This is a genomic window from Halorhodospira sp. 9621 (genome assembly GCF_022228055.1).
GTDB classification, from domain to species: Bacteria; Pseudomonadota; Gammaproteobacteria; order Nitrococcales; family Halorhodospiraceae; genus Halorhodospira; species Halorhodospira halophila_A.
The window spans coordinates 75,384-84,972 of sequence record NZ_JAJNRD010000010.1 but is presented as its reverse complement, the minus strand read 5'-3'; the positions used below and the strand labels follow the sequence as shown (position 1 = coordinate 84,972).

At 69.5% G+C, this 9,589-nt stretch carries 10 protein-coding genes; all 10 read right to left on the bottom strand.

Annotated elements, in window-relative coordinates; all coding sequences use genetic code 11:
- Nucleotides 1-5 precede the first annotated feature (5 nt).
- Complete coding sequence (gene lipB / locus LRF89_RS06965; RefSeq protein ID WP_201169804.1) at nt 6-659, bottom strand: lipoyl(octanoyl) transferase LipB; 654 nt, start codon at nt 657-659, stop codon at nt 6-8.
- 12 nt (nt 660-671) lie between these two features.
- On the bottom strand, nt 672-938 hold the full coding sequence (locus LRF89_RS06960; protein WP_201169802.1) for a YbeD family protein: 267 nt from the start codon (nt 936-938) through the stop codon (nt 672-674).
- The gene (locus LRF89_RS06955) at nt 935-1,801 is read right to left on the bottom strand and encodes a D-amino acid aminotransferase (RefSeq protein WP_201242973.1); all 867 of its coding nucleotides are present in this window, start codon (nt 1,799-1,801) and stop codon (nt 935-937) included. Before LRF89_RS06955 ends, LRF89_RS06960 begins: the two co-directional genes overlap by 4 nt.
- A gap of 3 nt (nt 1,802-1,804) precedes the next feature.
- On the bottom strand, nt 1,805-2,983 hold the full coding sequence (locus LRF89_RS06950; RefSeq protein ID WP_201242975.1) for a D-alanyl-D-alanine carboxypeptidase family protein: 1,179 nt from the start codon (nt 2,981-2,983) through the stop codon (nt 1,805-1,807).
- Nucleotides 2,984-3,057: 74 nt separating this feature from the next.
- Entirely contained in the window at nt 3,058-4,110 is a 1,053-nt protein-coding gene (locus tag LRF89_RS06945; protein WP_238636825.1) for a septal ring lytic transglycosylase RlpA family protein, read from the bottom strand.
- A complete protein-coding gene (gene mltB, locus LRF89_RS06940; RefSeq protein WP_238633318.1) occupies nt 4,107-5,093 on the bottom strand; it encodes a lytic murein transglycosylase B in 987 nt (328 codons plus the stop codon). Before mltB ends, LRF89_RS06945 begins: the two co-directional genes overlap by 4 nt.
- Before the next feature lie 16 nt (nt 5,094-5,109).
- Nucleotides 5,110-6,240: a rod shape-determining protein RodA gene (rodA, locus tag LRF89_RS06935; protein WP_238633319.1), complete on the bottom strand. Its 1,131-nt coding sequence runs from the start codon at nt 6,238-6,240 to the stop codon at nt 5,110-5,112.
- Complete coding sequence (gene mrdA, locus LRF89_RS06930; protein ID WP_238633320.1) at nt 6,237-8,162, bottom strand: penicillin-binding protein 2; 1,926 nt, start codon at nt 8,160-8,162, stop codon at nt 6,237-6,239. The genes rodA and mrdA overlap by 4 nt, the downstream gene beginning before the upstream one ends.
- 33 nt (nt 8,163-8,195) lie before the next feature.
- Nucleotides 8,196-8,687: a rod shape-determining protein MreD gene (gene mreD / locus LRF89_RS06925; protein WP_238634710.1), complete on the bottom strand. Its 492-nt coding sequence runs from the start codon at nt 8,685-8,687 to the stop codon at nt 8,196-8,198.
- Nucleotides 8,684-9,571 (bottom strand): rod shape-determining protein MreC, encoded by an 888-nt coding sequence (gene mreC, locus LRF89_RS06920; protein ID WP_201169837.1) that lies wholly within the window; start codon nt 9,569-9,571, stop codon nt 8,684-8,686. The genes mreD and mreC overlap by 4 nt, the downstream gene beginning before the upstream one ends.
- Nucleotides 9,572-9,589 lie beyond the last annotated feature (18 nt).

Genomic DNA, 9,589 nt, shown 5'->3' with positions numbered 1-9,589 from the left:
TACCCTCAGGCGGGCTCTTGGCGGGGTTCGCGGGAGGCGGCGTCGATGGCCTGCAGCAGATAGATGCCCAGTTCCACCTCGAGCCGGTCCAGCGACGTGGTGATGCCCAGGTCACGCAGCCGCGTCGTGGGCAGACCGGCATGGCCGCAGGGGTTGATGCGCTGGAAGGGGTTTAGGTCGTTGCTGACGTTCAGCGACAGCCCGTGATAGCTGCAGCCCCGGCGGACCCGGATCCCCAGCGCGGCTACCTTGGCCCCCTCCACGTAGACCCCCGGGGCGTCCTCACGGCGGCCTGAGGGGACCCCGTAGGCGGCGAGCAGCGAGATGACCGCCTGCTCCAGGGCGTGGACCAGGGTGCGTACCCCCAGGTTCCAGCGCCGCAGGTCGAGTAGGGGGTAGGCAACCAGTTGCCCCGGACCGTGCCAGGTGACCTGGCCGCCGCGGTCAGTGCGCACCACCGGCGTCTCGCCGGCATCGAGGATGTGCTCCGCGCGGCCCGCCTGGCCCAGGGTGTAGACCGGCGGGTGCTGGAGCAGCCAGAGCTCATCGGCCGTCGCGGCGCTGCGCTCGTCGGTGAAGGTGCGCATGGCGGACCAGGTGGCCTCGTAAGGCTGCTCACCCAGGTAGCGGGTATGGATGTGTTCGAGGGCGCAGGGCAAAAGGGCGGCCTCCTAGAGGGTCACCATGATGGCGTCATCGGCATTGAGCTCGCGGTAGAGCCCCTCGAGCTGGTCGCGGCTGTGGGCCTCGATGGTCACCGTTACCGACACATAGCGGCCGGTGCGGCTGCCGGTGGTGCGCACCTCGAGGATCGTAGCGTGGCCGGCGGCGATGCGCTCGACGCGCGTGGCCAGGTCGGCGCCGGCGTGTCCCATGGCCTTGACCCCGATCCGGCAGGGGAACTCCAGGGGCGTATTGTCGGCGTTGAATTCGCTCATGGCTGCCTCCCGCGGGCGGTTGCCTCACGCAGTCGGGTGAACCAGCCCCGCATGGCCGCGAACACCGGCCCGGGGCTGCCGTTGCCCACCGGGTCTCCGTCGATGCGCAGCACCGGGGCGACCTCCTTGGTGGCGCTCGACAGCCAGACTTCGTCCGCCGACCGCAGTTCGTCCAGGCCGATCGGGCGACACCGAAAGGGTAGCCCGTGCTGCTCGGCCAGCTCGAGGATTACTTCCCGCGTGATCCCGGGGAGCAGGCCGGGGTGAAGCGCCGGTGTCGCCAGCTCGCCGTCGCGGACGAGGAAGACCGTGCTCGCCGCACCCTCGGTGATCTGTCCATCGCGGTGCAGGATGGCCTCGTCGGCGCCGGCGGCGATGGCCTCCTGGCGCAGCAGCACATTGGGCAGTAGGGCTACCGCCTTGATGTCGCAGCGGGCCCAGCGCAGGTCCTCGCGCAGGGTGGCGTGCAGCCCGTCGGCAAAGGCACCGGCCGCCGGCAGCGGTGAGCTCATGACAAAGACGGTCGGCTCGCTGCGCCCGGGGAACTCGTGGGTGCGCCGCTCGGGGCAGCCCCGGGTGACCTGGAGGTAGAGCGACTGATCGCCGCCGCCGTTAGCCCGGCAGACCTGCTCGAAGACCTCCGTCCAGCCCCTTGGGGAGAGCGGATCGGCCAAGTCGATGGCCGCCAGTGAGTTGGCCAGCCGCCGCAGGTGCGCATCGAGCCGGAAGGGCACGCCACCGTAGCAGGGGATCACCTCGTAGACCCCGTCGCCGAAAAGAAAGCCGCGATCCAGGGGCGAGATCCGCGCCGAGGCGAGCGCCATCAGCTCGCCGTTGAGGTAGCAGGTCGCCGGATTGCCCATCGGCTACTCGAACTGCAGCCAGACCTGGTCGATCATGCGGCGCCAGAGGCCCCCCTCTTCGACGTCCTCCATGGCGATCAGCGGCTCCTCGTGGATCACGCTGCCGGCAAGCTCGATCTTCAGCGTGCCAATCTCCGTGCCAGCCGCCACCGGGGCGCGGATCTGGCCGTCGACGCTTACCGAGGCGGTGAGGTTGTCGTACTCTTGGCGGGGGATGGTCACGTAGAGATCGTCCGGGATGCCCAGGGCCACGGAGTCGACCTCGCCCATCCAGGCGCGCGCCTCGGTCAGCTGCTCGCCGGCGCTGTAGAGGCGGTGGGTCTCGAAGAAGCGGAAGCCGTAGTTGAGTAGCTGCAGGCTCTGCTGGGCCCGCGCATCCTCGCTTTCGGTACCGAGGACCACGGAGATCAGGCGCATGCCCCCGCGCTCGGCGGAGGTGACCAGGTTGTAGCCGGCGGAGCTGGTGTAGCCGGTCTTCAGCCCGTCGACGGTCTCGTCGCGCCAGAGCAGGCGGTTGCGGTTGTGCTGGTTGATCCCCGCGTACTCGAAGGAGCGCTGCGAGTACCAGTCGTAGAACTCGGGGAAGTCGTCGATCATGGCCCGGGCCAGGCGCGCCGTGTCCCTGGCCGTGGTGCGCATCTGCTCATGGGGCATGCCCGTGGCGTTGGTGTAACGGGTGTTCTCCATGCCCAGGCGGCTGGCGTACTGGTTCATGACCTGGGCGAAGGTGTCCTCGTCCCCGGCCACGTGCTCGGCCAGCGCCACGGCGGCGTCGTTGCCGGATTGCACGATCAGCCCCTGCAGCAGCTCGGCCACGGTGACTTCGTTGCCGACCTCCAGGAACATCCGCGATCCGCTGGAGCGCCAGGCGTTCTCGCTGACGGTAACCTTGTCCTCGAGTCCGATGTGCCCGTCAGCGAGCTCCTCGAAGACCACGTAGGCGGTCATGATCTTGGCCAGACTGGCCGGCTCCCAGCTCTCCTCGGGGTCGCGGTGGGCGAGGATGTAGCCGCTGTGCATGTCGACGAGCAGGTGGCTCGGTGCGCCGATGCTCGGCGGCGATGGCGTGGGGACCGATTCGACGATGGGCGTACCCCAGCGGTCGTCGGCGGTGGCAATGGGAAGGAGCCCGGCGGTCAGCAGGGCGGGGACGAGCAGTCGTAGGAGGGTTCGTCTCATCATCGGAATGGCGGCGGTCTCGACGGATGGCACAACGAGCTCTCATTGTAACGCGTTTGCGGGTGGGGGCGGGGGGGTTACGGGGTGATGCGGTAGTGATCGATCCCCGCCTCCTCCAGGGTCCGTTCTAGGCGGTCCACGTCGGCGAGGTTCTCCAGCGGCCCCAGGCGAACGCGGTGCAGCGGCCCCTCGGCCCCATCGATCTCCTCGACGGCCACTTCGGCTTCCGGGTCCAGTTCGCGAATCCGGGTCCGCATTCGCTCGGCGTTCTCGCGCTGGCCGAACACGCCGGTCTGCAGATGGATGGCGATCGGCTGGATCGCCCCGGCCTCGTCCAGCAGGCGGTCGGCGGTGCGCACCTGGACCGTTGCCGGGATGCCGGCGGAGGCGGGCGTGTCGCCGGAGTCGTTTTCGTCCTCGCGCTCCTCCCGTGCAGTGATCAGCTCCTCGATGGGATCGGGCTCGCGTTCATCGTCGACGCCGAAGGTCTCCACCGCCGGCGCATCGCCGACCTCGGCATCCGTGTTGTCGGCCTTGTCCCGCGGCGGATCGTCCGGGGTCACCACGCGGATCTTCACCGGGGCCGTGCCTTGATCGGCCACGTCCAGGCGCACCGCGGCGGCATAAGACAGATCCAGGATGCGCTCGTCGGGGTCGACGAAGGGGCCCCGGTCGTTGACCTTGACCACCGCCCGGCGGTCGTTTTCCAGGTTGGTGACCTCCACCCAAGTGGGCAGCGGAAGCTCGCGGTGGGCGGCGGTCATGGCGTACATGTCGTAGGGGGTGCCGCTGGAGGTGCGCCGGCCGTGGAACTTGGTCCCGTACCAGGAGGCGCGCCCGCGCTGGGTGAAGCCCTCGGCCTCTTCCCGGCTCATGGTGTGGTAGGTCTCGCCGAAGACCTCGTACTGGTTGGGATTGCCGTAGCGGCTCGGCGGCACGTCCTGCGGTACGGCGTCGGGCAGGCGGGCGAGTTCCTCGGGGTCGCGATCCGAGGGCCCGTCGGTGGCAACCCGTTCGGCCGGGTCCTCATCCGGACGGGGCGGTGGCAGGTCGCGCTCCGGGGCGGCGCAGCCGGCGATCAGTGCTACGCCGCTGGCCGTAGTGAGCAGCACCGTGGCAAGCGGCCTCACTCGGGTTGCCCCCCGGCAATGGCCTCGGCCAGCTGGTAGACGGCCATGGCGTAGAGGGCGCTGTGGTTGTAACGGGTCAGGACGTAGAAGTTCTGCAGCGTCAGCCACAGCTGCGGGCCGCTTTCGCCCTCAAGTTCGATGAGCGCCGCCGGGGTGTCGCCGTCGAGCGACTCCGGCACCTCGACCCCCAGCGCCTCCAGCTCGGCGACGGTCTTTCGGGCGGGCACGGGGCGGTTGGTGTCGGCCAGCGCCTGCTGCCAGTCTGCGCCCTCGGCCTCCACCCGGCGGGCTACCGGCGCGCCGGGCTCCCAGCCGTGCCGGGCCAGGTAGTGGGCGGCGCTGCCGGCGGCATCCGCCGGGTTGTCGATCAGGTCGCGGCGCCCGTCGCCGTCCTGATCCACGGCGTAGGCGCGGTAGCTCGACGGGATGAACTGCGCCTTACCCAGGGCGCCGGCGTAGGAGCCGGTGGGCTCCGTGGGGTCCCACTCGTTCTCGTGGCTGAGCAGTAGGTAGGCCTCCAGCTCGTCCCGGAAGAAGCCGGCACGCGGGTGGTCGGAGAAGCCCAGCGTGCTCAGGGCGTCGAGGACCCGGTGGTCGCCGCGGCGTTGGCCGTAGTAGCTCTCCACGCCGAGGATGGCCAGGATCACCGGCTCGGGCACGCCGTGCTCGTCGCTGACCTCGGCAAGCATTCGGCGGTGCTCGGATCCGTAGTCGCGGCCGGCAGCAATGCGCTCTTCGGTGAGGAAGATCCCGCGGTACTCGTGCCAGGGGAGTCCTTCGGCCGGGGCGGCGATGCGCTCGAGCACCCGCTCATCGTGCTCGGCGGCGGCGAGCACCGCGCGCAGGTGCTCGGCGTCCAGGTCGTGGCGCTCGGCCACTTGATCGGCGAAACGCTCGCGCTCGGTGGTGGTGGCGGTGGCAGTGCCGAGCAGCGCACTGGCGCACAGCAGTGCCACGGTGGCGTGACGGAGGCGTTGGTTCATGACCGGCTGCAGGCCCTCACGACCAGAGACGACGGTGGGTGTGAATGGCCATGAGAATACCGAAAGCCGCCATGATGGTCACCAGTGACGAGCCGCCGTAGCTGACCAGCGGCAACGGCAGACCGACCACAGGCAGCAGCCCCGAGACCATCCCGGCGTTGACCAGGACGTAGATAAAGAACGTCAGCGAGATGCTGCCGGCGAGCAGACGGCTGAAGTTGTCCTGAGCGCGGGCGGCGATGTAGAGGCCGCGGCCGACGATGATCAGATAGACGGCGAGCAGCTGCGCCACGCCCATCAGGCCGAACTCCTCGGCCACCACCGCCAGCACGAAGTCGGTGTGGCGTTCAGGAATGAACTCCAGGTGCGCCTGGGAGCCGTTGAGCCAGCCCTTGCCGAACAGCCCGCCGGAGCCGATGGCGATCTTCGACTGGATGATGTGGTAGCCCGCGCCGAGGGGGTCGTTCTCGGGGTTGAGGAAGGTCAGTACCCGGGCGCGCTGGTAGTCGTGCATGACGAAGAACCACAGCAGCGGTGCCGCGGCGCCGGCTCCGGCGACGCCGCCCAGGATCCACCGCCACCCCAGGCCGGCCAGGAAGAGGATGAAGAAGCCTGAGGCCGCCACCAGCACGGCGGTGCCCAGGTCCGGCTGGACGGCGATCATCCCGACCGGCGCGGCGATCAGCACCAGCGCCAGCATCACGCGCCGCGGGCGGGGCGGGATGTCGTGATCGGCCAGCAGCCAGGCGAGCATCAGCGGCAGGGCCAGTTTCATCAGCTCGGCCGGCTGGAAGCGCATGAAGCCGAGGTCGATCCAGCGCTGCGCCCCCTGACCGATGACGCCCATGACCATCACCGCGGCCAGCAGCGCCATGCCCACGCCGAAGACCCAAGGTGCCCAGCGGCGCAGGGTGCGCGGCGGAATCTGCGCGCAGGCGAATAGCGCCAGGAAGCCGAAGGAGACGCGGATGACCTGGTTCCGGGTCTGGTCCCAGTCCTCGCCGAAGGCGCTGTATAGGACTGCCACGCCGAAGGCGGCGACAGCGGCCAACGCGGTCAGCAGCACCCCGTCGAGGTGTAGTCGCGACTGCAGGAACGAGAGCCGGACACCAACCCCCTGGCTGCCGGGCAGGGCGCTTGTGCTCATGGCATCAGCTCCATCGGGGCCTCTTCCTCGTCCTCGACCTCGCTCTCGTCGATGCGGCCGGCCTCCAGGTCCTCGAGGAAGGCGTAATCTTCGGTCAGCCAGACATCGGTAACGGCGCGGGCCACCGGGGCCGCTGCGGCACCGCCGCCGCCCTCGGCGTTCTCGACCACCACGACCACGGCGATCTCCGGATCCTCCGCTGGCGCGAAACCGATGAACAGGGCGTGACTGCGCAGATGCTCGGGGATCTCCTCCTCGTCGTCGTCCTCGCGGCTCTCGGTGACCTGCGCGGTACCGGTCTTGCCGGCCAGGCTGTAGTCCAGATCGTCGCCGATCAGCCGCGCCGTGCCGCGGGGGTGCTCGACGGCGGCTCGCATGGCCTCGGTAGTGAGCTCCCAGTGCTCCGGGTCGTTCAGCTCGATGCGTTCCTGGGGGGTGCTAGCGGCGGTTCGCGACTCGTGTCCCGCTTCGCCATCGCGGATCGTCTGGACCAGGCGCGGTTCGACGATGCGTCCCTGGTTCGCCAGGATGGCGGTGGCCCGGGCCAGCTGCATGGGCGTGGTGCTGAAGTAGCCCAGGCCGATGCCGGTAATCACGGTCTCGCCGTGGTACCAGCCGCCGCCCAGGGCACGGCGCTTCCAGTCGCGGTTGGGGAGGATCCCGCTGCGTTCGCCGGAGGTGTCCACCCGGGTCGGCGTGCCGAAGCCGAACGGCTCGAGGAACGCGGACATCCGATCGATCCCGAGGCGGAAGGCGGTGTCGTAGAAGAAGACGTTGCACGACTCGGCCACCGCCCGGACAAAGTCGGTATCCCCGTGCCCCCAGTCCCGCCAGCAGCGGAAGGGTTCGTCGCGGCCCTCCACGTGATAGCTGCCGTCGCAGTGGATCTCAGTATCCGGGCGGATGACGTCATGTTCCAGGGCGGCCAGGCCGACGAAGGGCTTGATGGTGGAGGCCGGCGGATAGAGCCCGCGGATCGGGCGGTTGATCAGCGGTTGCCAGCCAGTGTCCTCCAGCTCCTGGAAGCGCTCCCGGCTCATGCCGCGGACGAACTTGTTGGGGTCGTAGTGCGGACGGCTGGCCATGGCCAGGATGTCGCCGCTGTCCGGGTCCAGGGCCACCACCGCCCCGCGCTGATCGCCCAGGGCGCGCTCTGCGGCGTCCTGCAGATCGATGTCTAGGGTCAGGATGAGGTCGTCGCCGGATCGCGGCGGGTGGCGGTCGAGGGTGCGTAGCACGCGGCCGGCGGCGTTGGTCTCCACACGCTCGACGCCCACCTCACCGTGGAGGACCTGTTCGTAGGCGTGCTCGATCCCGCTCTTACCGATGTGATTGGTCCCGCGGTAGGCAGTGCGGTCGATGCGGCGCAGGTCCCGGGCGGTGATGCGCCCGACGTAGCCCACGGCGTGACTCCCGGTCTGGCCCTGCGGGTAGTGGCGTACCAGCCGGGCATCCACCTCCAGGCCGGGGAAGCGGTGGCGGTGGACGGCGAGCTTGGCCACTTCCTCCTCGTCCAGTCGGGTGCGCAGCGGCAGGGCCTCGAAGTGACGGGAGTTGTTCAGGCGGTTGAGGAAGCGCTCGCGCTGGGCCTCAGTGATCTCGATGATCTCGCCGACCTCGTCGAGCATGGTGTCGATGTCCGGGACGCGCTCCGGGGTCGCCACCAGCTGGTAAGAGGGGCGGTTTTCCGCAAGGATGGCGCCATTGCGATCGAGGATCTGGCCGCGACTCGGCGGGATCGCGTTGACCTTGATGCGGTTCTCCTGGGAGAGGGTGGCGTAGTGATGGTGATCGACCACCTGCAGGCGCACCATCTGGGTCATCAGCCCGGCGACCACGAGGATGCACAACACGCCGGCCACCACGATCCGTCGCCGGATCCTGGAGGCGTCCTGTTGCTGATCGCGAATGGAAAGGCTCACCAGCTACCTCATTGCCCGCCGTTCCCGCCGGTGTCACTGCACCTGGAAGCGGCGCCGCACCCCCCTCATGATGTGAAAGACCATCGGCCAGATGGCAGCGCCAACCAGGATCGCAGCCCACGCCTGCCAGTCCGGTGCCGGCCGTCCGATGATGCCGTTGATCCAGAGGATCACCAACTGCGCCACCAGCAGCAGCCCGAGCACGACCAGCGCCTGCTGCCAGACCGGCACCAGGCGCAGGTGCTGGTGCAGCCGCAGCGCCAGGAAGGCGATCAGGGCGAAGGCCAGGGCGTGCTGCCCGAGCAGGGTCCCGAGCAGGGCGTCCTGGAACAGCCCGGCCAGCCACCCGACGCCGACGCCCACGCGCTCGGGCAACGCCAGGCTCCAGTAGAGCAGGATCAGCGCCGTCCACTCCGGGCGGAACTCCTGCGCCCAGCCCGGCATGGGTACGATGGTCAGCATCAGGGCCATGATGAAGCTGAGCAGGATCACCCCGCCCCCATTGCGTGGCCGATGACCCGTCAAGACTCGTCCTCGCTCTTGTCGTCGGCGGCCCCGGCGTCGTCCTCGGCGCCGGGCGTATCCGGGTCGTCGGCCACGGAGACCAGCAGCAGCTTGCGGCTGCGGTCGAGTTCCGCGGCCGGCCGGGCGGTCACCCGCGCGAAGGGCTCGCCGGCCTCCACCTCCACCGAGGTGACCTCGGCGACCGGGTAGCCGCGTGGGAAGGCGCCGCCAAGCCCGGAGGCGGTGAGCAGATCACCCTCGCGGATGTCGGCGTTGCCCGGCACGTTGGCCAGCTCCAGTCGCTGCGGGTCGCCGCTGCCCAGAGCCACGGTGCGCAGCCCGTTGCGATGGTTCTCCACCGGGATGGCGTGGCTTGGGTCGGAGATCAGCCGCACGCTGGCCGAGCGGGGTCCGACCCGGTCCACCTGGCCCATGACCCCGTTGGCATCCAGGACCGGCTGGCCGACGAACACCCCCTGACTGGCACCGCGGTCGATCTCGACCAGGTGGGTGTGGGGGTCGAGCTCGACGCGCATCAGCTCGGCGATGGCCACCTCGGTCTCGAGCCGTTCCGAGGAGCCGAGCAGCTCGCGCAGGCGCTCGTTCTCCCGCTCCAGGGCCTGCATGCGCTGGAGCCGCTCCTGGTACGCCAGGTGCCGGTCGCGCAGCTGGCGGTTTTCCTCCATGATCTGATGGCGTGTGGCCAGCCGCTCGGAGACCCGTTCCGCGATGGAGAAGGGGGCGTCGACGACGAACCGCAGCGGATACACCACCCCGGAGACGGTCTCGCGGACCGGCTCGACGAGGTGCTCGCGGTGGTCCAGGCTCATGAGCAGGATCGAGACCGTGGCCAGCAGCACCAGGCGCACGGTGGCCGACGGACCCTGTGTGAATAACGGCTTAATGGTTCACCGAGCCTCGCA

What these genes read in the sequence shown, in the direction of transcription:
- LRF89_RS06960 (WP_201169802.1), bottom strand. Translation starts at nt 938, where the DNA reads ATGAGCGAATTCAACGCCGACAATACGCCCCTGGAGTTCCCCTGCCGG.
- LRF89_RS06955 (WP_201242973.1), bottom strand. Translation starts at nt 1,801, where the DNA reads ATGGGCAATCCGGCGACCTGCTACCTCAACGGCGAGCTGATGGCGCTC.
- LRF89_RS06950 (WP_201242975.1), bottom strand. Translation starts at nt 2,983, where the DNA reads ATGATGAGACGAACCCTCCTACGACTGCTCGTCCCCGCCCTGCTGACC.
- mltB (WP_238633318.1), bottom strand. Translation starts at nt 5,093, where the DNA reads ATGAACCAACGCCTCCGTCACGCCACCGTGGCACTGCTGTGCGCCAGT.
- rodA (WP_238633319.1), bottom strand. Translation starts at nt 6,240, where the DNA reads ATGAGCACAAGCGCCCTGCCCGGCAGCCAGGGGGTTGGTGTCCGGCTC.